Annotated in this window: 21 protein-coding genes; 14 read left to right on the forward strand and 7 right to left on the reverse strand. The window is 62.8% G+C overall.

The window, feature by feature from the left end; all coding sequences use genetic code 11:
* Positions 1 to 7: 7 nt before the first annotated feature.
* The 5 genes from PV760_RS05495 to rfbB form a co-directional block, all read right to left on the reverse strand.
* A complete protein-coding gene (locus PV760_RS05495; RefSeq protein WP_354627325.1) occupies positions 8 to 844 on the reverse strand; it encodes a glycosyltransferase in 837 nt (278 codons plus the stop codon).
* Positions 844 to 2,751 (reverse strand): WecB/TagA/CpsF family glycosyltransferase, encoded by a 1,908-nt coding sequence (locus PV760_RS05500; RefSeq protein ID WP_354627326.1) that lies wholly within the window; start codon positions 2,749 to 2,751, stop codon positions 844 to 846. The genes PV760_RS05495 and PV760_RS05500 overlap by 1 nt, the downstream gene beginning before the upstream one ends.
* A 224-nt stretch (positions 2,752 to 2,975) precedes the next feature.
* Positions 2,976 to 4,304, reverse strand: coding sequence for a hypothetical protein (locus tag PV760_RS05505; RefSeq protein ID WP_354627327.1), 1,329 nt, complete (start codon positions 4,302 to 4,304; stop codon positions 2,976 to 2,978).
* 105 nt (positions 4,305 to 4,409) lie between these two features.
* Positions 4,410 to 5,828 carry a sugar nucleotide-binding protein gene (locus tag PV760_RS05510; RefSeq protein ID WP_354627328.1) on the reverse strand — a complete coding sequence of 473 codons (1,419 nt, stop codon included), beginning with the start codon at positions 5,826 to 5,828 and terminating at the stop codon, positions 4,410 to 4,412.
* A 3-nt stretch (positions 5,829 to 5,831) separates the two neighbouring features.
* On the reverse strand, positions 5,832 to 6,836 hold the full coding sequence (rfbB, locus tag PV760_RS05515) for a dTDP-glucose 4,6-dehydratase (protein WP_179128358.1): 1,005 nt from the start codon (positions 6,834 to 6,836) through the stop codon (positions 5,832 to 5,834).
* 47 nt (positions 6,837 to 6,883) lie between these two features.
* Between rfbB and rfbA the strand changes: the two genes are divergently transcribed.
* A complete protein-coding gene (gene rfbA / locus PV760_RS05520) occupies positions 6,884 to 7,750 on the forward strand; it encodes a glucose-1-phosphate thymidylyltransferase RfbA (RefSeq protein WP_026267147.1) in 867 nt (288 codons plus the stop codon).
* A 5-nt stretch (positions 7,751 to 7,755) separates the two neighbouring features.
* On the opposite strand, the gene PV760_RS05525 is transcribed toward rfbA, so the two are convergent.
* Complete coding sequence (locus PV760_RS05525; RefSeq protein WP_018777637.1) at positions 7,756 to 8,688, reverse strand: aldo/keto reductase; 933 nt, start codon at positions 8,686 to 8,688, stop codon at positions 7,756 to 7,758.
* Between the two features lie 52 nt (positions 8,689 to 8,740).
* Between PV760_RS05525 and PV760_RS05530 the strand changes: the two genes are divergently transcribed.
* Positions 8,741 to 9,574, forward strand: a complete 834-nt coding sequence (locus tag PV760_RS05530; protein WP_039241297.1) for an undecaprenyl-diphosphate phosphatase — start codon at positions 8,741 to 8,743, stop codon at positions 9,572 to 9,574.
* 15 nt (positions 9,575 to 9,589) lie between these two features.
* Positions 9,590 to 10,867, forward strand: coding sequence for a cysteine--1-D-myo-inosityl 2-amino-2-deoxy-alpha-D-glucopyranoside ligase (gene mshC, locus PV760_RS05535; protein WP_354627329.1), 1,278 nt, complete (start codon positions 9,590 to 9,592; stop codon positions 10,865 to 10,867).
* A 69-nt stretch (positions 10,868 to 10,936) separates the two neighbouring features.
* Here the strand turns inward: mshC and PV760_RS05540 are convergent, their stop codons facing one another.
* Positions 10,937 to 11,842 (reverse strand): PAC2 family protein, encoded by a 906-nt coding sequence (locus tag PV760_RS05540; protein ID WP_354627330.1) that lies wholly within the window; start codon positions 11,840 to 11,842, stop codon positions 10,937 to 10,939.
* Positions 11,843 to 11,872: 30 nt separating this feature from the next.
* Between PV760_RS05540 and PV760_RS05545 the strand changes: the two genes are divergently transcribed.
* From PV760_RS05545 to PV760_RS05595, 11 genes are all read left to right on the forward strand, one after another.
* A complete protein-coding gene (locus PV760_RS05545; RefSeq protein ID WP_079581426.1) occupies positions 11,873 to 12,685 on the forward strand; it encodes an HAD family hydrolase in 813 nt (270 codons plus the stop codon).
* Complete coding sequence (locus PV760_RS05550; protein WP_018777642.1) at positions 12,686 to 13,849, forward strand: site-2 protease family protein; 1,164 nt, start codon at positions 12,686 to 12,688, stop codon at positions 13,847 to 13,849.
* A gap of 113 nt (positions 13,850 to 13,962) precedes the next feature.
* Positions 13,963 to 15,027 carry a tRNA (adenine-N1)-methyltransferase gene (locus PV760_RS05555; protein WP_026267150.1) on the forward strand — a complete coding sequence of 355 codons (1,065 nt, stop codon included), beginning with the start codon at positions 13,963 to 13,965 and terminating at the stop codon, positions 15,025 to 15,027.
* Positions 15,028 to 15,123: 96 nt separating this feature from the next.
* Positions 15,124 to 16,932, forward strand: a complete 1,809-nt coding sequence (gene arc, locus PV760_RS05560; RefSeq protein WP_018777644.1) for a proteasome ATPase — start codon at positions 15,124 to 15,126, stop codon at positions 16,930 to 16,932.
* Between the two features lie 50 nt (positions 16,933 to 16,982).
* On the forward strand, positions 16,983 to 18,602 hold the full coding sequence (gene dop, locus PV760_RS05565) for a depupylase/deamidase Dop (protein WP_018777645.1): 1,620 nt from the start codon (positions 16,983 to 16,985) through the stop codon (positions 18,600 to 18,602).
* Between the two features lie 120 nt (positions 18,603 to 18,722).
* A complete protein-coding gene (locus PV760_RS05570; protein ID WP_018777646.1) occupies positions 18,723 to 18,926 on the forward strand; it encodes a ubiquitin-like protein Pup in 204 nt (67 codons plus the stop codon).
* A 78-nt stretch (positions 18,927 to 19,004) separates the two neighbouring features.
* Positions 19,005 to 19,814 (forward strand): proteasome subunit beta, encoded by an 810-nt coding sequence (gene prcB, locus PV760_RS05575; protein ID WP_018777647.1) that lies wholly within the window; start codon positions 19,005 to 19,007, stop codon positions 19,812 to 19,814.
* 1 nt (position 19,815) lies between these two features.
* The gene (gene prcA / locus PV760_RS05580; RefSeq protein WP_039241301.1) at positions 19,816 to 20,523 is read left to right on the forward strand and encodes a proteasome subunit alpha; all 708 of its coding nucleotides are present in this window, start codon (positions 19,816 to 19,818) and stop codon (positions 20,521 to 20,523) included.
* Between the two features lies 1 nt (position 20,524).
* Positions 20,525 to 21,889, forward strand: a complete 1,365-nt coding sequence (gene pafA / locus PV760_RS05585) for a Pup--protein ligase (RefSeq protein ID WP_018777649.1) — start codon at positions 20,525 to 20,527, stop codon at positions 21,887 to 21,889.
* 129 nt (positions 21,890 to 22,018) lie between these two features.
* The gene (locus tag PV760_RS05590; protein WP_039241302.1) at positions 22,019 to 22,942 is read left to right on the forward strand and encodes an FKBP-type peptidyl-prolyl cis-trans isomerase; all 924 of its coding nucleotides are present in this window, start codon (positions 22,019 to 22,021) and stop codon (positions 22,940 to 22,942) included.
* Positions 22,943 to 23,016: 74 nt separating this feature from the next.
* The gene (locus PV760_RS05595; RefSeq protein WP_017200957.1) at positions 23,017 to 23,412 is read left to right on the forward strand and encodes an FKBP-type peptidyl-prolyl cis-trans isomerase; all 396 of its coding nucleotides are present in this window, start codon (positions 23,017 to 23,019) and stop codon (positions 23,410 to 23,412) included.
* Positions 23,413 to 23,439: the final 27 nt, after the last annotated feature.

Consider the following 23,439-nt stretch of genomic DNA (forward strand, 5'->3'; position numbering starts at 1 on the left):
CAACCGTCTATCGGCGGCTCTCATCCCGCTCCCACACAGGAGCAGAGATGCCGGAGACCCCGGCACGACGACGACCCGCCACCGCGAACACCGCATAGACGGCCGCATCGAAAGCCGTCCGCGGCCCACGCACCGAGGCAAGCAACTGCCGCACGGTCCGTGACAAGGACGCCCCACCAGCCACTACATCCTGCTCGGCATTTCCCCGATACGTTCGCCGCAGGACAGCCAACAAGGCGCCAGAGGTCCTGGGCGTCCGGACGACCACCGGCTCCGTAGCAAGAACCGCCTTCTCCTGCTCATCAAAGAGCCTGTCCACGAAATAGTCATCACCCGTGAGCGCAGGAAAGACCCCCATACGGAGATGCCCTGAGTGGCTCAGGGCATAGGCACCAGCACCCCACAGACCCTGCGCATTGCCCGGGATCCTGCTGCGGGCACGGTAGTAAGCCCGGACAGGCGCAGAAGCGCCCTGTGTGTCGTATCGGAAGGCCGGCCGGGCAGCCAGTAAGGTCCCATCCTGCAACGCTGCAAATACCTCAGCAAGGGCCGTGGCGCTGACCTCAATGTCCGCGTCCAGATAGAGGCGGGGCCACAACCGGGTGCATTGGTCGCCGGCATTGAGCGCTGCCGTCTTTGACGCCTCCGGCACCTGAAGTACCGAAACCCCCTGCCACTGGGACGCGATCGCCTCCGTCCCATCGCTACAGCCGTTGCAGGCCACCACAACATCCACCGTGCCCCACCCAATGACCTCCCGCAGCGACCCAAGGGTACGCCCGATGACGGCAGCCTCATTATGGGCGGGGATAATCACAGCGCCCGAGGGGAACGCCCCCACCATCAGAGGACCCCGCCAACATTGCGTACGGCATGCGGCAGGCGATCCCACCGCCGTCGGCTGGCCACTGCCCAGGCAGCTTCCAGATGACCCGGCTTTCCCAACCGGGCCACCTCAGCGGCGAGAACGGCACCGCGAAACGCCATGACCCGACCCGGCCCAAGATACTTCTCCGCATAACGGACCCTGTTCACAGACATCAAGGCAGTCAACTGAGGCGAAGCCCCGGACCCACCGCGTTGATGCCACATCCGCGCGGAAGGCTCAAACCAGATGGAATACCCCGCCTCCCGCATACGGTGGCAGTAGTCCGTCTCTTCCGAATACAGGAAAAACCGTTCATCCCAGGCTCCCACGGCCTTAGCCGCACCGGCATCCAGCAAAAGCGCGGCACCCGTTGCCCACTCAACCCGATGCCCGTGCAAATAGCTCTCTTCATCAAAGTCCATCTCGGACAACCACCCAGGGCGTTTCCTCACATGGCTGCCCAGCGCGGCGTCACCCAGCGCTCGCAGGATTCCCGGCTCACGGCGCAGCGAAGGGTAGACGCTCCCGTCGTCGTCCAGCAGGACAGGCACCACCATCCCGGCGCCGGACCGTACCATGCGTCTGCGCATTGCACTGATGGCACCCTCCTCGATACGGAGATCGGGATTGAGGATGAGGTAGGTGGCCGCTTCTCCGGCTTCTGAAAGTGCGGCGTTGATGCCCCCGGCGTATCCGAGGTTCCCTCCGGTTTTTATGGCAATGACGTCGGGAAATTGTGCCAGCGCCTCAAGCGTGTGGTCGTTGGGGGAGTTGTCGGCCACCACCACCTTGATCGACTGGCCCAAGGCCTCCTTCCGCAGGCCCCGGACCAAGGGCCCGATATCGTCCTCGTTGTTGTAAGTGACGACGACGACGGCGACATCGGCTGCAGCCCTGGCAGGGAGGAAAGACCCCGGAGCGCGGCTGGGCGCACGCTCCGGGACATCCCTGGAAGGCAAGGACCTGTTGGACGGCAGGGATAAGCCACTGTCCCTGCGCAACCGCACATAGGCTTCCGGGCCTTCCACGAGGTACCGCCGGGCAAGACGGCGTGGTTCCAACGCAAGCCGCCAAGCCCACTCAAGGCTGTTGGAACTCACCCATGAAGGGGCCCGCCGGATGTGGCCTGCCAGAAAGTCCACCACCGCTCCGAAAGCCAGCAGTACCTTGGCTCCGGTCAGGGCTCCGTACTCTGATATCCAAAGTTCCTGCCGGGGTTTTCCCAAGCCGACGATCAGGATGTCAGGGGCTGTCAACGCGATCATTGCTGCCAGCTCCCGGGAAGCGTGGTCATCCCCAAGAGTGCTCCGTGGCGGTGCCCACCATCCAGTGACCGCAAGCTTTGGCCGTTCCACCTCGAATTTGGCCCGTATCCGTTCCTGGGTCTGAACCGACCCGCCAAGGAACCCGATACTGAGGCCCCTTCGTTCTGCCTCATCCAACAAAGGGTCCACGAGATCGCTGCCCGCCAGCCTCGGCCATGTCCGTGCGGTGAGGCGCCGGGCCTCAGTAGCCAGCGGGGCGCCGTCGATAAGCGTCAACCACTCCAGGGACCGGGACCGTTCCAGGGTCTCCTCCCACCGGCTCCCGGAGCCGAAATGACGTATGTGGTCCAAATTGGCTGAGCACACTCCCAGGGGCGGTGCGCCGGTAGCGCCGGCCCTGCCCAGGATCTCCTGAATTGCCGGGTCGAACTCCATGAGCTTTACGGGGACGCCGCCCAGATTGACCCAGCGCTCCGGGGACGTGGCGGCGGGCGTCCCGCCGTCATCCATCGGCCTCTGGAGCAGGAGGCTGCGGCCACTGAGCCCGCTGGTCAGGGGGCGGTGGCGGACTGCACCGTGGAGGGCATTTCGGGTAGGCAGGACTTTGGGTAGCAGCATTCTTGGCTCCAGGCTCGGGTCAAGCTCAAGGCATAACCATGTGGCCCACGATCCGTGGCTGCTGCACTGCCAGGATCGTGGATGGCGGACAAACGCCGCCACATCGACATGTTCACTTGAGTTGTCTCCCGGCCTCCTGCCAGAGGCTGCCGTAGAGCTACTTTAGGACGATTTTCCGGTGTCCGCCAGAGCCCTGGGCGGCCTTTGCCGGGACAGTACGCGCCTTAAAGCGCGATGCGGTAGACATGGTGCGTGTATTCGTTCGGGAAAGCATCCGTGAATTTCCCGCCCTGAATGTGAATCGACCGGTTCTCGCCCAACACCTCCACGGCGGACCCGGTGATCCCGCCCGGGAGAGTGAAGGTCCTGCTTCCGGTGAGCCCGTCGTCCGTCATCGCGAAAATATAGGCACTTCCGTCCTTGGCTTTGAGCATCGTGTCGGTCCCCTCGCCAAAATCCCAAACGTAGGACTGGGTGTTGATGACAGGCGCCAATGAAGTGATGGCGTGATTCACGACCGCCGCTGCAGCCACTTGGTCCTTCAAGCAGGCAGCGCTGTGTATCCGGGCGTCCTGGAAAGCGTCGCCGCTGATGCAATCGTTGACGTTTTGCTGGTCCGGGGACTGGCTGAACCACACGATGCCCCGGGCCTCATGGATGATCGACGCCCACACCTGGGCTTGGACTTGCTCGGGGCCCAACTGCTTGTAACCGCCTGTGGAACCGCCGGTGCTGATCACAGTGGGCAGAGCCCAGAGTGGTGCCTGTACGCCCCGCGCGGCATTGATTTCCTGCTGGAGCTGCATGATTTTGCCGTAGCTCGAGGCCGTGCGGCAGTTCACTGGGGCGATGGGATTCTGTTCCTTGGGCGTCCGCCACCTGAGCGTCCCGTCGCCCCAATCGCACTGGGGGACGGCGTAGAAGTACTGGTCCACGGAGTTCACGTTCGCAGTGCTGAAATAGTCCATCGACAACTGCATGGGCACGTCATAGGTGATGATCCCCGAGGTCCAGTTCGCGTAGGTGAACCTGCCCGTGGCTGCGGGATCATGCTGGGCTGCCAACTGCTTCATGTGGGCGAGCCCGGCTACGGGGTCATACCTGCCGTCCACTTCGTCGTCCAGGACGCTCCCCACCTGCCGGTCCCAGCCGGCCGGTGCGTCCTTGGTCGCGAAAAGGGTGAACATGCCGTGCGCGGAGATGGCTGCACTGGATGCGTCCGGGTTCCCTTGGACGTAAGTGTTGATGCCCAGCGATTTGTCGTAGGCCAGTTGCGCATCGCTTCCAGGGGACCCGTACCAGATCGCGATGGGAAAGAAGGACGGATCGCTCCAGCCGGCTGCGGTTGCCTTGGCAAACTGTCGCCAGTACGCCGGTCCGCCTTCCCACGGAATCCTGGGCAGCTCGTGGAACGCGTCCGCTGCTTCCACGGGGGCTGCCGTGGGGTCCGGCTGCGGAAGGGCAGCTGTCCTGGGTACGGTGCCAGGTATCGTGCTCGCCCAGAACAGCAGGCCAAACGTCAAGGCCATCGTGGTGAAGTAGCGAACCCGCATAGCGTCATCTTCTTCCGCAACCCAATGATGAGTACCTCAAAGGATGGCACCAGCTTCGCGAATCCGTAACCCGCCGTCGTCAATTGCTCCTGGTGCGGGCCGCGTTCAGGAGGGCCTTTGTCCAGTCATGTGTTGGAGATAATCGGCCAGCCGCTGTGAGGCGTCCGGGGGAGCGAAGCCCACTGCCGAAATTTTGCCGAGGTCCAGGACGCTGTTGGCCGGCCGCGGTGCCATCTCCGGTTTGTTGTACTCGGCTGTACTGATCGGGCGCACCAGGCGCGGGTCCGCTCCGCACAGCCGGTAGACGTCCGCAGCAACATCTGCCCAGCTCTGATTGCCGCCGCTGTTGCTGAGGTTGTAGGTTCCATGCGGGGCCCGGGAGTCGAGCAGGTGCCGGATCCCTGCGGCGAGGTCCTCGGCAAAGCTCAAGCGGCCAAGCTGGTCATCGACCACTCCCGGTGATGCACCTTTTGCAGCAAGGCCGGCCATGGTCCGAACAAAGTTCTTTCCGTCGCCGACCACCCAACTGGTCCTGACGATGTAGTGCCGCGGCACGGTACCCGCGGCGATGTCACCGGCGGCCTTGCTCTGTCCGTACACACCCAAAGGTGAGAAGGGTTCGTCCTCCCGGTGAGGCTTGACGGTCCCGTCAAAGACGTAATCGCTGGATACATGGACCAGGGTTAGAGAATGGTCGACGGCGGTGGCCGCCAACCGGGATACGGCGGCTGCGTTGATTGTCCAGGCAGCTGCACGGCCTTCAGGGCTTTCGGCAGCGTCAACCGCGGTAAATGCCGCGGCGTTGATGATCGTGGAGTAATCGCGCCAGTTCACTGACCGGTAGGAATCCTCGCTGGTGATGTCAAAGTCCCGGCGGCCGGCGAAGTCCACGGTGGTGTCGCCGTCGAATGCTTGCCGGAGCGCGGTGCCCAATTGGCCGCAGGCCCCCAGCACGAGCGTGCGCCGCTTCTCCATCGGACTGACGCCGGCCAGACTTGGGTGGTTCTTGTCCTGGTCCGAAAGGATGGCCTCGCTGAGGGGTATCGGCCAGGGAACAGCGACCTGTTCGTCGGCAAGATTCAGGAAGGTGTAGTTCTGCTGGGCCTCAGGGCTCCAATGGTCGTTCACGAGATAGGTGTAGGCGGTGTCGGCCTCCAGTGTCTGGAAGGCGTTGCCCACGCCACGGGGCACGAACACGGCTTGGCCAGGCGTCAACTCCGCCGTGAACAGGACACCGAAAGTCGGTCCTTTCCGGAGGTCCACCCAGGCCCCGAAAATACGACCGGAGGCCAAGGAGACGAACTTATCCCACGGCTCGGCATGGATGCCCCGCGTAGTGCCGCGTACGGCGTTGAAGGATATGTTGTTCTGCACGGGCCCGAAGTCCGGCAGTCCGGCAGCCAGCATTTTCCTGCGGTGCCAGTTCTCCTTGAACCAACCGCGGCCGTCGGTATGGACAGGGAGTTCGAAAAGCACCAACCCCGGGATCGGAGTCGGAGTGGAAGCCAGTTCCCGCGGGTCCACGGCCTAGTGCCCTTGACCTGCATATTTTGACTCCGTGACCGCTTTCTGAGGACGCCACCAGTCTTCGTTGCTTCTGTACCACTGCACGGTCTCTGCCAGGCCGGAGGCAAAGTCGGAGAACCGGGGCGTCCAGCCGAGCTCCCTGCGCAGCTTGGTGGAGTCGATGGCGTAACGCAGATCGTGCCCGGGCCGGTCCTTGACGAGGTCGTAGGCGTCAGGTTGTTGTCCATCGAGGGCGAGGAGCATTTCCACTACCTCGCGGTTCGATCGCTCGCCATCTGCCCCGACCAGGTAGGTTTCACCCACCCGGCCACGTTCAAGGATGGTCAAAACCGCGGAGGAATGGTCTTCCACATGGATCCAGTCCCGGACGTTTAATCCTTGCCCGTACAACCGCGGGCGCACGCCGTCCAGGATATTGGTGATCTGCCGCGGAATGAACTTCTCAACATGCTGGTAGGGACCGTAATTGTTGGAGCAATTGCTGATGGTCGCCTTCAGGCCGAACGAACGCACCCATGCCCGCACCAACATATCCGAGCCTGCCTTGGTGGCCGAGTAGGGGCTCGTCGGGCGGTAAACGGAGTCTTCAGTGAACTTGCGGCGTTCGTCCAAGGCCAGGTCTCCATACACTTCATCCGTGGAGATGTGATGGAAGCGTGTTCCATGCCGGCGGGCAGCCTCGATGAGAGTAAAGGTTCCCGCCAGGTTGGTATCCATGAACGGACGTGGATCCGCCAGGGAGTTGTCGTTGTGCGATTCTGCAGCGAAGTGGACGACGGCGTCCACCGAGGATGTCAGCGCGTCCACAACGCCGGCATCGCAGATATCGCCTTTTTGAAAATCGAAACGGCCGGACGGCAGCCCCGACAGGGATTCCATGTTGCCGGCGTAGGTCAATTTGTCCAGGACCGTGACATGGAGGCCGGTGTGCTCCATGATGAAGTGAACAAAATTGCATCCGATGAATCCGGCCCCGCCGGTGACAAGGATTCTCTGCATGGCCATAGCGTAACCGTCATGGACGGTGATGTGCAGCGGGAGAGGACAGCTAGATGCGCGGAATTATTCTTGCCGGTGGCACAGGATCCCGGCTTCATCCGATTACGCTCGCCATCAGTAAACAATTGGTTCCGGTTTTTGATAAACCGATGATTTACTACCCGCTGTGCACCCTGATGCTGGCGGGAATCCGGGACATCCTGATCATCACTACGCCTGCCGACGGCCATCAATTCGAAAATCTCCTGGGGGATGGCTCGCAATTCGGCGTAAATCTGAGTTACGCCCGTCAGCCCACTCCCGATGGCCTCGCCCAGGCGTTCATCCTGGGCGAGGAACACATCGGCAGCGGCAAAGTGGCGCTCATCCTCGGCGACAATATCTTCAATGGCCCCGGCATGGGCAACCAGCTCCGGCATTATGCCGATGTCGACGGCGGTGCAATTTTCGGCTATTGGGTCAAGGACCCGTCCGCTTACGGCGTGGTGGAATTCGACGACGACGGCCTGGCTGTTTCCATTGAAGAGAAGCCTGCCGTTCCCAAAAGCAACTACGCGGTTCCCGGCCTTTACTTTTATGACAACAATGTGGTTGCCATGGCAAAAGACCTTCAACCGTCTCCGCGCGGGGAGCTGGAAATCACTGACATCAACCGCAAGTACATGGAACTTGGACGGTTGCATGTGCAGAAGTTCCCGAGGGGTACAGCTTGGCTGGACACGGGAACCTTCAGCGACCTCAACGATGCATCCAATTACGTCCGGACCACCGAGAACAGGCAGGGCTTGAAAATCGGGGCCCCGGAAGAGGTGGCGTGGCGGATGGGATACCTGACCGACGACGAACTGCGCCGGCAAGCCGCGAAACTGGCCAAAAGCGGCTACGGCAGCTACCTGTTGGACATCCTGGACCGGCGCTGACAGCGCTAGGCTGCAGAAACGTCCTCCAGGGCCCTGGCAATCTCCGTTGGGAGCACGGACAATTGCGCGTCCAGCAATTCCTTGAGCTGGACAGCGTTCCTGGGTCCCACGACCGCGGAGGAAACCCCCGGCCGGGAAAGCAGCCAGCTCAATGAGACATCCAGCGGTGACCGGCCCAGACCACGTGCGGCCATTGCCACCGCTTCCACGACCCGGGACTCCCGGGGTTCCAGATAAGGCTCAACGTAACCGGCAAGCCTGCCCTGCGCTGCGCGGGAATCAGCGGGAATCTGTCCGCGGTACTTTCCGCTGAGCACACCACGTCCCAGCGGGGCCCAGGCCATCAAGCCAAGGCCTGCGTCCTCCACGGCAGGGATCAGTTCTTCTTCGGCTTTGCGGTTGACCAGTGAGTATTCGGACTGGTTGGCCACCAGCGTGAATCCGGCCACGGCCGCTGCCTTGGCCGTCTGCCAGCCGTTGTAGTTGGAAATGCCCACGTAGCGCGCCCGCCCGCTCCGCTGGGCCAATTCCAGGGCGGAGAGGGTCTCTTCCAGGGGCACGTTCGGGTCCCATTCCTGGGCGAACCAGATGTCGATATAGTCCGTTCCGAGCCTCGCCAGGCTCGCATCCAGGGCAGAAAGCAACGCGCCCCGGGAAGCGTTGATGCTGCGGCGTGTTTCTGATGACGACACGCCGGCCTTCGTGGAGATCACCACCTCGGAACGGGCTACAACATCGCCGAGCATGGAACCCAGCATTGCCTCGGCCTGGCCCTGCGCGTAGGAAGCTGCCGTATCCACAACCGTCCCTCCGGCGGCAACGAATGCGTGGAGCAATTCGGCAGCGTCTTGCTCATCGGTCTCCTGGGCCCATGACATGGTTCCGAGGGACAAGGAGGACACGCGGAACCCACTGTTCCCGACATAACGCTGCTGCATAGCTGCTAGCTTACGGGCAGTTACCAGTCTTCATGACGTAGGGTCTATTCACGTGAACTGGATAGAAGCAGCCTTGCTGGGCCTTGTGCAGGGCCTCACCGAATTCCTCCCGATTTCCTCGAGCGCGCATCTGCGGATCGTCGGCTCATTCCTTCCGAATGCAGCCGATCCCGGGGCGGCATTTACTGCCATTACGCAGTTGGGAACCGAGACCGCCGTGATCGTCTATTTCTGGCGCGACATCGTCCGTATTGTGCGGGCCTGGTTTGGCTCGCTGACGGGCAAGGTGGAAAGAAACGACCCCGATGCCCGCATGGGTTGGCTGGTCATTCTTGGCAGCCTGCCCATCATCGTTCTTGGATTGTTGTTCCAGGACCAGATCGAGTCTGTGCTCCGCAGCATGTGGATTGTGGCCACCATGCTGATTGTCTTCGGCATGATTCTGGCCGTCGCCGACGCCGTGGGGCGGCAGGAGCGCGACCTGACGCAATTGAGCTACAAGCACGGCATTCTCTATGGCTTCGCGCAGGCCATGGCCCTGATCCCGGGCGTCTCCCGCTCCGGCGGCACGATCACCGCCGGCCTGCTCATGGGCTATACCCGTGAAGCAGCAGCACGCTATTCCTTCCTGCTCGCCATACCGGCCGTGTTCGGCAGTGGGCTCTACCAGCTGTACAAGACGGTCTCGAATGAAGGTTTGGCTGGACCTTACGGCCTGCCCGAAACGGCCCTGGCCACCGTCATTGCCTTCGTTGTGGGTTACGTCATCATTGGCTGGTTCCTGAAATTCGTGTCCACGCGGAGTTACCGGCTCTTCGTTTGGTACCGCATCCTTCTCGGGCTGGCCTTGTATGTCTTGCTCGGTTTCGGTGTGATCAGTGCCTAGCACTAAGGTTGAGTCGTGAAATCGTGGATCTCCCGCCCTGTACCTGAGCTGCCCGGCAGCATGCCGCCCATCCGGCTGTACGACACCGCCGTCGGCCGTGTCGTGGAGGTGGAGCGGCAGGCGGAACAATCCATGTACGTCTGTGGCATCACGCCCTACGACGCAACGCACATGGGCCATGCTGCAAGCTATGTCTCGTTCGATCTGCTGAACCGGGCGTGGCGCGACGCGGGCGTCCGGGTCTCCTACGTCCAAAACGTTACGGACGTCGACGACCCCCTCCTGGAGCGGGCCACCGCTACGGGCGTTGACTGGCGTGATCTGGCACAAAGCCAGATCGACCTGTTCCAAACCGACATGGATGCCCTGAACGTTCTCGCACCAAATCACTACATCGGTGCCGTCGAGGCCATCCCCGACATCGTGCCCGCCATCGAGAAACTCATCGCCGACGGTGTCGCCTATCGCGTCCAGGGCAGCGACGGCGAGCCCGACGGCGACGTCTACTACGACGTCGAAACCGCCGGAAAGCGCTCCAGCGCCACTGACGCCTGGAAGCTGGGCGAGGTCTCCGGCCTGGGCGAAACCGAAATGCTCACGTTGTTCGCCGAGCGCGGGGGAGACCCCACCCGGCCAGGCAAGCGAAACGCGCTGGACCCCCTGCTGTGGCGGGTCGCCCGTGACGGTGAGCCCAGCTGGCCGGGAGCAGGTCTCGGAGCCGGCAGGCCCGGATGGCACATCGAATGTACCGTGATCGCGCAGAAGTACCTCCCTGCGCCATTCACAGTGCAGGGTGGGGGATCGGACCTGATTTTCCCCCACCACGAAATGGGAGCCGGCCACGCCTATTCACTCTCCGGCGTTCCGCTGGCCCGCCACTACTGCCACGCCGGCATGGTGGGTCTGGACGGCGAAAAGATGAGCAAATCAAAGGGAAACCTGGTGCTCGTTTCCAAACTCCGCGCAGCCGGTGAAGAACCTGCCGCCATCCGCCTGGCAATCCTTGCCAACCACTACCGCTCGGACTGGTCCTGGACCAGTGAGGGTTTTGCTGCAGCCAAGGACAGGCTCGCACTCTGGCGGGCAGCCCTGGAACAGGCCACGGCCGGTTCGGCGGGCAACCTCGTTTCCGCCATGCGGGATGAACTGGCCAACGACCTCAACGCCCCCGGCGCGCTGGCCGCCGTCGACCAGTGGGCCAAGGACGCCGTAAGCAACGGGGCGGAAGCGTCCGCCCAGGACGCGGCACTGGCTTCCGACGCCATCGACGCTTTACTCGGGGTGGAACTCTAAGTCCCTAACCCCGGCAAAAAGAACGGCCCCGACGAGTGTCGGGGCCGTTCCTTTTGCGGTACGGGGTCCTTACGGGCGCTCTTTACCGCGTCGCTTAAGGTAACGCTCGAATTCCCGGGCAATGGACTCACCGGAGGCTTCCGGAAGGTCTGCTGTGTCCTTCGCTTCCTCCAACTGGCGCACATACGCGGCAATTTCAGGGTCTTCCGTTGCAAGTTCATCCACCCCGCGTTCCCATGCCTCAGACTCCTCGGCGAGTGCATGGCTGTCCAGTGGTACCTGGAGCAGATCCTCGATCCGGTGCAGGATAGCAAGCTGGGCTTTTGGGGAGGGCGGCTGCGCAACGTAGTGCGGGACTGCCGCCCACAGGGATACCGTCGGCAGGCCCGCCAGCAAGGCGAATTCGGCAAGGACTCCCACGATGCCTACGGGGCCCTCGTACTGTGATGCTTCCAGGTTGAGGCGTTCCCGCAAGGAGTTGTCTTCGGTGGTGGTGCTGACCGGAATGGGCCGGCTGTGCGGAACGTCGGCAAGCAACGCGCCCACCAGGATGACGGCGTCCACCTTCAGTGCTTCAGCGTGCACCAAAAGTTCGGTTGTGTAGGCGCGCCACCGGTAGGAAGGTTCAGTTCCGAGGACAAAAACGACGTCCACGTTGCTGCCGGGAACGGCTGCCTTATAGATCCGGGTCGATGGCCATTTAACTTTGCGGGCACCTGAAGAAGTGCGCCGCACGGTGGGCCTGGTGAACTGGAAATCGTAATATTCCTCGGCGTCCACGGTGGCAACCTTCTTGCCGTCCCATAGTTTGTTCAGGTAGTGCAGGGCATCGCTGGCAGCTTCACCGGCGTCGTTCCAGCCCTCAAATGCAGCGATCATTACGGTGACACGCTGGCCTTCCGCGGGTTCCTTCAGGAAACGCTCGGGCTCCGCGGTGATGTCCTGCCCTTCGGGGGTCCCGTCCACACTGTTCATCCACTCACCCTACGTCGAAGACCCTGATGGATGCATGGCATTTCGTGTCAACGCGTGTCCCATATTCGCCCACAGCACAACGCCAGGACTGTCGACCACCAGGTTCCACGTAGACTGGAAACCATGCATTCGTTACCCAGCCAGCCCCTCCTCAAAGCCGTGCTCTGGGATATGGATGGCACACTCGTGGATACCGAACCCTATTGGATCGCTGCCGAACGAGCCTTGGTGGAGTCGTATGGCGGCACTTGGTCGCACCAGCAGGCCATGCAGCTTGTGGGACAGTCCCTGCTTCATTCGGCTGCCGTTCTGCAGGCGGCCGGTGTCGGGCTTGAGGCCCGTGAAATCGTGGACACCCTCAGCGCGCAAGTCATCGCCGAGGTTCGCCGGGAAGTCCCGTGGCGGCCAGGCGCGCGTGAACTGCTGGATGAGCTTCACACCGCGGGCATCCGTTGCGCGCTGGTGACCATGTCGGAAGGCCCCCTCGCCGGCGTGGTGGTGGAGAGCCTACCCAAGCCCTACTTCGAGTTCATGGTCACAGGCGACACCGTCACCAACGGAAAGCCACACCCGGAGGCCTACCTGACGGCGGTCGAACGCCTTAGGCTGGACGACCCCTCCCTGACCATCCACCATTGCGTGGCCTTGGAAGATTCCGTACCCGGCGCTACTGCCGCCATCGCTTCAGGCGTCGTAACGGTGGGAATTCCGCATCAGGTACCCCTGCCGGAGGACCCCCGCATGATCACGTGGCCCACTCTCGCGGGCCGGACCACCTCGGACGTCGAGCAGCTGGTTTTCGACCGCTTCCCGTCAGTCAACCTCGTTGAAGGGGCCAACTAGGTGAGCAGTCCCACCACTCCGCACCATGTTGTGACAAAGAGGGAAGGCATCCCACTGGGCAGGATCGCCGGCGTTCCTGTGTACCTGGCATATTCGTGGTTCGTTATCGCCGCCATCACGGTTGTCTTCTACGGCCCGGTTGTCATTGACTTGTTCCCGGGCATTGGCAACTGGGGATACCTGGTTGGGCTGGCCATCGCCTTGCTGCTTGCTGTGTCGGTGCTGATCCACGAACTGGCACACGCGCTGAGCGCCCGGGCGTTCGGGTGGCCCAGCGAGAAAATCGTCCTCAATCTCTGGGGCGGGCACACGCAGTTCGAGAACTTCACGGCTTCCCCGGGCCGCTCCGTCACCGTTGCCCTGGCGGGACCGGCTTCAAACTTCGTCATCGCCGGAGTGATGTGGGCGATTCTGTCAACGGACACCCTGACCGGCGTACCCGCCATGCTCGCGGACATCCTGCGACTGGCAAACCTGGTGATCGGTATCTTCAACGTCCTGCCCGGTATGCCGCTGGACGGCGGCCGGCTGGTGGAATCCGCTGTATGGAAAGCCACCGGCAGCCAGGACAAGGGAACCATTGCAGCCGGCTGGTCGGGCCGGATCATCGTGGTTGCCCTGGTCATCTGGTTCATCGTTGTGCCCTTCCTGCAAGGGCAGCTCCCCAACCTGATGTACACGGTTATTACTGTCCTCGTCTGCGGTTTCCTGTGGATGAGCGCTTCGAGCTCCATCCATCACGCGAAGCTGCGCAGCAGGCTGTATCTGGTCAGTGCCGCCGGTCTGGCAGAGCCCGCTGTCGGCGTGCCGAACACGGCTACCGTGGCTGATGTCCTGGCCATCGCACCCGCGGGGAGTCCCGCCGTCGTGATCTGCGGCCCCGATGGCAGGCCGCAAGGAGTGGTGGACAGCGGTGCCACCGCCAGCGTCCCGCCGGAAGCCACGACGACGACGCCCGTCACCGCGGTTGCCCACGCCCTGGCAGCAGGGGCTTACGTCCCGGAATGGTCAAAGGGGCAGGAACTGATCCAGTACTTGGCTCGCCTGGAGGGCGGCGAATACGCTGTGGTGGACCATAACGGAATCGTCACCGGCCTTCTCCGCCAGGAGGCCGTAGTGACAGCCATAACAGGTAAGGAAGCCCGCAGGAGCGGTCGCCCCTGACCATGCGCCCGGTAGAGTTACATGCCGGTCGTCAAAGCAAAGAACCCATTCTGCCTGGCGCCACCAGCCAGCAACACGTCGCGGCCCAGCCGTACAAGAGCGAGGAAAACCACATGAGCAGCGAAACCGCCGCCCCCGAGGCCAGCGCAGGCCCTGACGAGGCAGCCACAGGCTCCGCCCCGCAGCCGACGGGCGCTGCGCGGCGTCGCGGGCCGTTCCGTGTGGGCGAGCGGGTCCAGCTCACTGACGAACGCGGCCGCATGAACACCATCACCCTGGAAGTCGGCGGGGCGTTCCACACCCACCGCGGTTTCCTGAACCACGATGAAATCATCGGCAAAGTGGACGGTTCCGTGGTCAGCAACAACGTCGGCCAGCAGTACCAGACTCTGCGCCCGCTGTTGTCCGACTTCGTCTTGTCCATGCCGCGTGGGGCCGCAGTTGTCTACCCCAAAGACGCCGGCCAGATTGTCACCATGGCCGATATATTCCCCGGCGCACGGGTTGTGGAAGCAGGCGTTGGATCCGGCGCGCTGTCCATTTCCCTGCTCCGTGCAGTTGGCGATGGTGGCTACCTGCACTCCTTCGAACGCCGCGAAGAATTCGCGGACATCGCCAGGGGCAACGTCGAGACAATCTTCGGCGGCCCCCACCCCGCGTGGCAGATTTCCCTCGGTGATTTCCAGGAGGAAGTCGTCAAGGCCGAAGCACCCGGGTCCGTGGACCGGGTCGTCCTGGACATGCTTGCCCCGTGGGAGTGCTTGGACGCGGTGGCAACGGTCCTGGCCCCTGGCGGCGTCTGGATCAACTACGTAGCCACTGTCACCCAGTTGTCCCGCACAGCTGAGGCCATCCGCGCTGATGGACGCTTTACCGAGCCTGACGCCTGGGAGTCCATGGTCCGCGGCTGGCACCTCGAAGGCCTGGCCGTCCGTCCCGACCACCGCATGGTGGCCCACACCGGCTTCCTGCTGGTCACCCGCCGGCTGGCTGATGGCGTAACCGGGATTTCCGTGAAGCGTCGTCCTTCCAAGACCGAATTCAGCGAAGAGGACCTCAACGCCTGGACCCCCGGCGCAGTCGGGGAACGCTCCGTATCGGACAAAAAGCTCCGCCGGGCCGCCCGTGACGCCATCGCCGGCACCAACGTCCAGGACGACCCCACGGTCACAAACTGAAAAGGTCACAATAGGGTCCGTATTCCGGATGTCACCCAGCACCCTGCGCTTTTCGGGACTAAGGTCTTGTTAAGCGCAGGAAGGGGCTGATGAATCGTGGATACGCCAAACAACGACCTTGGACGGCCGACGCCGGAGGATGCAAACACAGCGGCAGAGGAGAGGGCGGACCGGGGTCCCGCCCCGGTTCAACCGCAGGAACCTTCGACGGACCTGACTGTTGCCGAACGGCAGATCAACATCCTTCGGGACAAACTCCGCCACATTGACCGCCAGCTGGCTGCCGCCACGCAGAACAACAGCAAGCTTGTCAGCATGCTGGAAACTGCCAAGGCCGAAATACTTCGTCTCAAAGGGGCACTGGAGCAAGAAGGACAGCCGCCCTACAGCTTCGGCACGGTGCTCCAGATCAACCCCCGGAAGCAGCCGGCCCCCGGTAACTCCGGGCAGGCGGCCACCGAAGAGTCAGTGGACATCTTCAATGCGGGCCGAAAGATGCGGGTGGGCGTCAGCCCGCTGGTGAACCTCAACCAGCTGGCTGTCGGCCAGGAAGTCCTGCTCAATGAGGCGCTCCTTATCGTGGCAGGGCTCGGATACGAGCGGGCCGGCGAGCTGGTCACCCTGAAGGAAATGCTGGGCAAGGACCGCGCCTTGGTGGTCGGCCGCGCCGACGAAGAACGGGTGGTCCGGCTCTCCGGTGCCCTCCAGGAACTTCACTTGAAGGTCGGCGACGCCTTGTCACTGGACTCGCGGACGGGTTACGCCTTGGAGAAGGTCCCGCGCGCCGAAGTGGAGAACCTGGTCCTGGAGGAAGTCCCGGACATCACCTACCAGGACATCGGCGGACTTGGTCCCCAGATCGAACAGATACGCGACGCCGTCGAACTGCCGTTCCTGCATCCGGACCTTTACCGCGAACATGGCCTGAAGGCCCCCAAGGGAATCCTGCTCTATGGCCCTCCGGGTTGCGGCAAGACCCTCATCGCCAAAGCGGTGGCAAACTCCCTTGCGGCCCGCGCGGCAGAACGCGCCGGCAACACCGACCTCAAGAGCTACTTCCTGAACATCAAGGGCCCCGAGCTCCTGGACAAGTACGTGGGCGAGACTGAGCGCCACATCCGCCTGATTTTTGCGCGGGCCCGCGAAAAGGCCTCGGACGGCAGCCCCGTCGTAGTTTTCTTCGATGAGATGGACTCCCTCTTCCGCACCCGCGGCACCGGGGTCTCATCCGACGTCGAAACCACCATCGTGCCGCAGCTGCTCAGCGAAATCGACGGCGTGGAGCGTTTGGACAACGTGATCGTCATTGGTGCCTCCAACCGCGAGGACATGATCGATCCCGCCATCCTCCGTCCGGGACGGCTGGACGTAAAAGTAAAGATCCAGCGGCCTGATGCCGAAGCAGCGGCGGACATTTTCGGCAAGTACATCACCACGGACCTGCCGTTCCATGCCCAGGACCTCGCCGAGTACGGGGGAGACGTCCAGGCCACAGTGGATGCCATGGTCCAGCGCACCGTGGAAGCCATGTATTCCACCGAGAAGTCCAATGAATACCTCGAGGTCACGTACGCCAACGGTGACACCGAGATGCTCTACTTCAAGGACTTCAATTCGGGCGCCGTCGTCCAGAACGTGGTGGACAGAGCCAAGAAGTACGCCATTAAGGACCTTCTGACCAACAACCAGAAGGGTCTTCGGATCGAGCACCTGCTGCGCGCGGTGGTGGATGAGTTCCGCGAGCACGAGGACATGCCGAACACCACGAACCCGGATGACTGGGCACGGATTTCGGGCAAGAAGGGTGAACGGATCACTTACATCCGTACCATCGTCCAGGGCAAGGCCGGTCAGGAACCGGGCAAGTCCATCGAAACCACAGCCAACACGGGCCAGTACCTGTGACAGCAAGACCCGAAGGTACACAGGCCGGAAGCTTGCCTGCAGGCGGTGCAATGCGTGTCATGGGCTCGGAAACGGAATACGGTATCCACGCGCCGTCGGCACCCGGCGCGAACGCCACCATGATGTCCGCCAGGATCATCCAGGCCTACGCCACTGTGACCCGGCAACGGGCGGCAGGAGGAGCGGAGACGCGTTGGGACTACACCGACGAAGAGCCGCTGCACGACGCCCGGGGCTGGACCGTGGACCGCGCGGCTGCCGACCCCAGCCAGCTCACCGACCAGCCACCGGTTCTCGACGCCGAAGCCGTCGCCTTGGCGTACGGCCGGCAGGAACTGGAGCTGGATGGCGCGGATGAATCCGGTTCACTGCTGATGAACATGGTCCTGGGCAACGGTGCGCGTCTCTACGTGGATCATGCGCACCCGGAGTATTCCAGCCCGGAGGTCACCAACCCCAGGGATGCCGTGACCTGGGATGCAGCCGGCGACGTCGTAGCGCTTGCCACAGTCCGGAAGGTTGCTGCTGATACCAGCCTGCCTGCCATAAACCTCTACAAGAACAACACCGACAACAAGTCGGTCTCCTATGGCTCACACGAGAACTACCTCATGCCACGTTCGGTTCCATTCGGTGACATCATCCGGGGCCTGACGCCGTTCTTCGTGTCCCGGCAGGTGACCTGCGGTGCTGGTCGCGTTGGCTTGGGGCAGGACAGTTCCACCCCCGGTTACCAGATCAGCCAACGGGCCGATTTCTTCGAAGCGGAGGTGGGGCTGGAGACCACGATCCGCCGTCCCATCATCAACACCCGGGACGAACCGCACGCCACGGCGGACAAGTATCGCCGCTTGCACGTCATCATCGGGGACGCGAACCTCAGCCAGGCCTCCAACTACCTCAAGTTCGGGACCACAGCCATGGTCCTGAGCCTCATCGAAGCCGGTCAGGCGCCCAAAATCGAGGTCCACGAGCCGGTCCAGGCGCTTCAGGCCGTCAGCCATGACACAACGCTTGCTGCTACAGTCCGGCTGCTGGATGGACGCAGGGTGACGGCCCTGGACCTTCAATGGATGTACTACGAGGCCGCGGCAAAACTTGCCCAGGAAACCGGTGTGGCTGATTCGGTGACCGGAGACGGCCACACCCACGACGTCCTCCTGCGCTGGGAATCCACGTTGACTGCTCTGGGATCCGATGTCGGATCTGCGGCGTCTTCCGTGGAGTGGGTGGCCAAGAAATCGATCCTAGAAGGGTACCGGAACAGGGACGGACTGGGCTGGGACGACGCCAGGCTTGGCCTGGTGGACCTGCAGTGGTCCGATATCCGGCCCGAGAAAGGGCTGTACTACCGGCTGCTCTCCAACAACCGCATGACGCGCGTGGTGGACGACGCCGACATCGCCCGGGCGGTGACGGAGCCGCCGTCGGACACCCGCGCATATTTCCGCGGCCGGTGCGTTTCGAGGTTCGGCCGGGACGTTGTCGGCGCCAGCTGGGACTCGGTCATTTTCGACGTTCCAGGGCTGGGAAAGCTCCAGCGGGTACCAACCCGCGAGCCCTTGCGGGGGACGCAGGCCCTGACCGGCGCATTGTTCGACCGCCACCAGGATGCCGGTGCGTTCCTGGCCGAATTGCTGGGCCAGAATCCGCCGGCGGCAAGGGCCTGAGAACGTGTCCGGCACAGCAACATTCGTACTTGTCCAAAGCCGTACGAAGCGGCCCGCAGCGTGGCAATATGGCAGTAGGAAGTCCCCAATTTCAGGGGACTGACAGTAGGGAGAAAGAAAATGGCAGCTCAGGAACAGCAACAACCACAGTCACGGGAAACCGAAGCAGAAGTGGACGTCCCGGAGGCTCCGCCTGCAGCGCCCGAAGCCCAGGCATCCGAGGCAACACAGGGCGTGGATGATCTCCTCGACGAAATCGACGGCGTGCTGGAATCCAATGCCGAAGAATTCGTCAGGGCTTTCGTCCAAAAGGGCGGCCAGTAACCGGCCCGTACAAGGATTCACAACCCGGACGGCGTGAGGCCGCCGGGCACCGGAACGCAGAGTCGAAGGAGTGCAGCAATGCAGGACCCATCAAACGGCCCCCTGGCCACCCAGGCAACGTCTTCATTTACCGAGCATCTCCAACGCTCTCGTCCTGAACTCCTTCCCTTCAGCCAGGCGCTTCCCGCCGGCACCGTGCCGTCATCGCCGCACGCCACCACGATCGTCGCACTGACGTATGCGGGCGGCGTGCTGATGGCGGGCGATCGCCGCGCCACGATGGGCAATGTCATCGCCAGCCGGCACATCGAGAAAGTTTTTCCGGCCGATGAATATTCGGTGCTGGGCATCGCCGGCACGGCCGGCCTGGCCATCGACATCACCAGGCTGTTCCAAGTGGAGCTGGAGCATTACGAAAAAATAGAGGGAACGCTCCTGAGCCTGGTGGGCAAGGCCAACCGCCTGGGGGCCATGATCCGCGGAAATCTCCCGATGGCGATGCAGGGGATGGCCGTTATCCCGCTGTTCGCCGGATTCGACCACGTCAGCGGTATTGGCCGGCTGTTCTCCTACGACGTCACGGGCGGCCGCTATGAAGAACAGGAACACCACTCAGTAGGCTCAGGATCGGTGTTTGCCAGGGGCGCCCTGAAGAAGCTGTGGAAGCCCAACCTTTCCGAGGAAGACGCGGTCGCTGTTGCAGTCGAAGCCCTGTACGACGCCGCGGACGACGATTCCGCGACCGGCGGTCCGGACCCTGTCCGCCAACTTTGGCCGGTGGTCTATACCGTGAACAGAGCCGGTAACCGAAGGGTCCCGGAGCGCGACCTCGCAGCAATCGCCGGAGCAATCGTTGAATCGCGCGCCATCGCCGGACGGGAGGCCTGACATGACGCAGCAGTTCTATGTTTCTCCGGAACAACTGATGAAGGACCGCGCGGACTTCGCCCGGAAGGGCATCGCCCGTGGCCGATCCGTAGTGGTCATCAGCTGCGCCGACGGCATCGCCCTGATCGCGGAGAACCCGTCACCATCCCTGCATAAGATCGGGGAGATCTACGACAAAATTGCCTTCGCAGCGGTGGGCAAGTACAACGAGTTCGAGAGCCTGCGGCAAGCCGGGGTCCGCTATGCCGACGTCCGCGGTTACTCGTACGACCGCGAAGACGTCACGGCCCGCGGGCTGGCCAGCGTGTACGCACAAAGCCTGGGAGCTGTGTTCACTGCAGAACAAAAGCCTTTCGAGGTGGAATTGGCGGTAGCGGAGGTCGCTGCGGCACAGGAGCAGGACCACCTCTACCGGCTGACCTTCGACGGTTCCATCGCCGATGAGAACGGTTTCGTGGTCATGGGCGGCCTGGCAGATCAAATTTCCGACGTCGTCCGCGGGGCTTGGGAGTCCGAGCTCAGTTTGGCCGGCGCCATGCGTCTGGCCCTGCGCGCGCTGGCGGTCGACAAGGAAGTGGAAGCCCTTCCGGCCACCGCTGTCGAGGCGGCAGTCCTCTACCGCGCGTCGGAGAGCCACCGCGGATCACGCAGGGCGTTCCGACGCCTGCTGCCCGAGGACATGACCCGGTTGCTCAACGAGGAGGCCTGAGATGGACAAACGAATATTCGGCATCGAAACAGAGTTCGGGATTTCCTATTCCAGCCCGGATTCACGCCCGCTGGCGCCTGAGGAAGTGGCCCGGTACCTCTTCAGGAAGGTCGTCAGCTGGGGAAGGTCTTCGAACGTCTTCCTGACGAACGGCTCGCGGCTTTACCTGGACGTAGGCTCGCACCCGGAATATGCCACAGCCGAGTGCGATGACCTTGCCCAGCTCATCGCGCACGACCGGGCGGGCGAGCTCATTCTCGACGACCTCGTGGACGAAGCGCAGACAAGGCTCGCCGCAGAGGGATTCAACGGAACCGTCTATCTCTTCAAGAACAATACGGATTCGGCCGGCAACTCCTACGGCAGCCATGAGAACTACCTGATTCCGCGCCGCGGGGAATTCTCCCGCCTGGCGGAGATCCTGATTCCGTTCCTGGTCACCCGTCAGTTGATCGCAGGGGCGGGCAAGGTCCTGAAGACTCCGCACGGAGCCACCTTTGCCTTCTCCCAACGCGCCGACCACATCTGGGAAGGCGTGTCATCGGCAACCACCCGATCACGTCCCATCATCAACACGCGCGACGAGCCCCATGCGGATGCCGAGTTCTACCGCCGCCTTCACGTGATCGTGGGGGACTCAAACATGTCCGAAACCTCGGCTCTGCTCAAGGTCGGCACCGTCGACCTGATCCTCCGCATGATCGAGTCCGGTGTCATCATGCGGGACATGCGCATGGAAAACCCCATCCGCAGCATCCGCGAGATCTCCCATGACCTCACAGGCCGGGCGCTCGTCCGGCTCGCCAACGGCAGGCAACTCACGGCCCTTGATATCCAGCGCGAGTACCTGACCAAAGTCACGGAGTTCGTGGCGGCCAACGGCGCCCACAATCAGCATGTTCCGCTCATCCTTGACTTGTGGAAGCGAACGCTGGACGCCATCGAGTCCGGTGACACCAGCACCATCGACACCGAGGTCGACTGGGCCATCAAGAAGAAGCTCATGGACAGCTATATGCGGCGGCATGGACTCAGCCTGGATTCGCCGCGGATCGCGCAATTGGACCTGACCTACCATGACATCTCAAGGCAGCGGGGTCTGTTCTTCCTGCTCCAGTCCAGGGGAGCTGCGCGCAGGCTGGTCACGGAGACCGACGTCAAGGACGCCGTGGATGCACCACCGCAGACCACCCGTGCAAAGTTGCGCGGGGATTTTGTCCGTCGGGCACAAGAGCTCGGCCGTGACTACACCGTCGACTGGGTCCACCTGAAGCTCAACGACCGCGCACACCAGACCATCCTCTGCAAGGATCCCTTCCGGAGCGAAGATGAGCGGGTGGATGCCCTCTTGGACTCCATGGGCTGAACGTCCCTATAAGCTGGCTCCCAGCTTTCCGGGCTATTCTGGATAGTGGTCTCTTTCCAGGAGACAACCTGCTTGGAGGCGCCTTGCGCTGTTCCGAGTGTCCCTTGCCCCGACGAAAGTGTCTTTTTTGTGCGCCGACTCCTAGCAATTCTCCTTCCTGCCCTGCTGCTCATTACCGCGTGCGGCGGAAGCAACCCGGCCGCCGAGCCCACCAGCCAGTCCGCCGGTGACCTCTCCAAGCTCGACTCCGTGAAAGTGACGGATAACGGTAACGACAAGGCCCCCGGCGTTGAGTTCTCGAAGCCGCTGAGCGTCACCGAGCCCACCGTCAAGGTGGTTGTCGAAGGTGACGGAGAGCGCGTAAAGGCCGGCCAGACAGCTGAGCTTGTCTACGTGGCCGTCGACGGCAACGACGGCAAGACGGTGGAAGACGCCTACACCAACGGGCCTCAGCCGATCGACTTGACGGACGAACTGAAGTCCGGCAACAAGCAGATCTACAACGCAATCGTTGGAGCCAAGATCGGCTCACAGATTGCCTTCGCAGCTCCCGGCAACGCCTCGGCTTCACCGGCCGCCTCTACGCAGCTGGTCGTCTTCAAGCTGCTCTCGGCCAAGGATCCGGCCCCCGTGCTGGACAAGCCCGAAGGCGATACTGTCACTCCTCCCGCCGGTCTGCCGACGGTGAAGGAAGACGACAAGGGAATCCCGCAGATCTCCGTTGACGGTGTTGCTGCTCCCAAGGAACTTATTGCCCAGGATCTCATCAAGGGCAAGGGTGCAGTCGTCAAGGCAACCGACACCTTGACCGTGAACTACGTAGGCGTGAACCTCGTGGGCGGTACCAAGTTCGATTCCAGTTACGACCGCGGAAAGTCCACCAGTTTCCCGCTCACCGGCGTAATCAAGGGCTGGACCCAGGGGCTGGAGGGCAAGACTGTCGGCTCCCGCGTGCTCTTGGTGATTCCGCAGGACCTCGCCTACGGCGCAGCCGGGCAGGGCGAAGCCAAGGGCGACCTCGTCTTCGTCGTGGACATCCTGGGCGTTAAGTAACCCCAGCGGAAAATGCAGGCACTGGCTTAGGCTGGTTCCTGACACCAATTCATCACTGACACCAAGGAGTACCCATGTCATTTGGTCAGCGTGACTTCGACCGCACCAAGCCGGAGATCGATTTCCCCGAAGGCGACGTCCCCACGGACCTCGTCATCACGGACCTCATCGAGGGCACGGGTCCTGAGGCCAAGGCCGGGGACACCGTGTCCACCCACTATGTTGGCGTTGCCTGGTCCACCGGCGAAGAGTTCGACGCTTCCTGGGGCCGTGGGGCTCCCCTTGACTTCCGCGTCGGAGTCGGCCAGGTCATCCAGGGCTGGGACCAGGGCCTCCTGGGCATGAAGGTTGGCGGCCGCCGTCGCCTGGAAATCCCCTCGGAGCTGGCCTACGGCTCCCGCGGCGCCGGTGGGGCCATCAAGCCGAACGAAGCACTGATCTTCGTGGTTGACCTCGTAGCTGTCCGCTAGGAACCAGCTGTTCTGCAGGGCGCGTCA

Source organism: Paenarthrobacter sp. CC6, assembly GCF_040560085.1.
GTDB lineage: Bacteria > Actinomycetota > Actinomycetes > Actinomycetales > Micrococcaceae > Arthrobacter > Arthrobacter nicotinovorans.

Bases quoted from the DNA above. Each gene is read 5' to 3' on its own strand.
- PV760_RS05555 (WP_026267150.1), top strand. From the start codon at position 13,963: ATGAGCAGCGAAACCGCCGCCCCCGAGGCCAGCGCAGGCCCTGACGAG.
- PV760_RS05500 (WP_354627326.1), bottom strand. From the start codon at position 2,751: ATGCTGCTACCCAAAGTCCTGCCTACCCGAAATGCCCTCCACGGTGCA.
- rfbB (WP_179128358.1), bottom strand. From the start codon at position 6,836: ATGGCCATGCAGAGAATCCTTGTCACCGGCGGGGCCGGATTCATCGGA.
- dop (WP_018777645.1), top strand. From the start codon at position 16,983: ATGCGTGTCATGGGCTCGGAAACGGAATACGGTATCCACGCGCCGTCG.
- PV760_RS05595 (WP_017200957.1), top strand. From the start codon at position 23,017: ATGTCATTTGGTCAGCGTGACTTCGACCGCACCAAGCCGGAGATCGAT.
- PV760_RS05495 (WP_354627325.1), bottom strand. From the start codon at position 844: ATGGTGGGGGCGTTCCCCTCGGGCGCTGTGATTATCCCCGCCCATAAT.
- PV760_RS05570 (WP_018777646.1), top strand. From the start codon at position 18,723: ATGGCAGCTCAGGAACAGCAACAACCACAGTCACGGGAAACCGAAGCA.
- rfbA (WP_026267147.1), top strand. From the start codon at position 6,884: ATGCGCGGAATTATTCTTGCCGGTGGCACAGGATCCCGGCTTCATCCG.
- PV760_RS05525 (WP_018777637.1), bottom strand. From the start codon at position 8,688: ATGCAGCAGCGTTATGTCGGGAACAGTGGGTTCCGCGTGTCCTCCTTG.
- PV760_RS05545 (WP_079581426.1), top strand. From the start codon at position 11,873: ATGCATGGCATTTCGTGTCAACGCGTGTCCCATATTCGCCCACAGCAC.
- pafA (WP_018777649.1), top strand. From the start codon at position 20,525: ATGGACAAACGAATATTCGGCATCGAAACAGAGTTCGGGATTTCCTAT.
- PV760_RS05505 (WP_354627327.1), bottom strand. From the start codon at position 4,304: ATGCGGGTTCGCTACTTCACCACGATGGCCTTGACGTTTGGCCTGCTG.
- prcA (WP_039241301.1), top strand. From the start codon at position 19,816: ATGACGCAGCAGTTCTATGTTTCTCCGGAACAACTGATGAAGGACCGC.
- prcB (WP_018777647.1), top strand. From the start codon at position 19,005: ATGCAGGACCCATCAAACGGCCCCCTGGCCACCCAGGCAACGTCTTCA.
- PV760_RS05540 (WP_354627330.1), bottom strand. From the start codon at position 11,842: ATGAACAGTGTGGACGGGACCCCCGAAGGGCAGGACATCACCGCGGAG.